General features: G+C 69.5%; 1 pseudogene. It reads right to left on the reverse strand.

Annotated features, from left to right (window positions below):
• Positions 1 to 272, reverse strand: a pseudogene (locus SB816_RS31725) (zinc-binding alcohol dehydrogenase family protein); the annotation flags it as partial.

The following is a 272-nucleotide window of genomic DNA, read 5'->3' on the forward strand; positions in this document are numbered from 1 at the left end:
GGCGTGTAGAGCGATTCCGCCACGAGGCATTGCTGCGCCAACGCGCCGTACGGCGCGCGCGGCATGCAGAAGTAGACGCGCTGGCCATCGTCGAGACGGCCCGCTCCGTCGAGGCCCGCCACGAACGGAAAGCGCTGCGTCGAAGAATAATGCTGGCCCGAAGCCTTCGCATAGGCGACGCGGCTCAACGCGCAGGCGCGCACGTCGATCACGCGATGGCCCGCCAGCGCCGCGGGCGCGTCGAAATCGGCGTAATCAGGCAGCGTGCCCGC

It is taken from the genome of Achromobacter sp. SIMBA_011, from assembly GCF_046535435.1.
GTDB lineage: Bacteria > Pseudomonadota > Gammaproteobacteria > Burkholderiales > Burkholderiaceae_B > Achromobacter > Achromobacter dolens.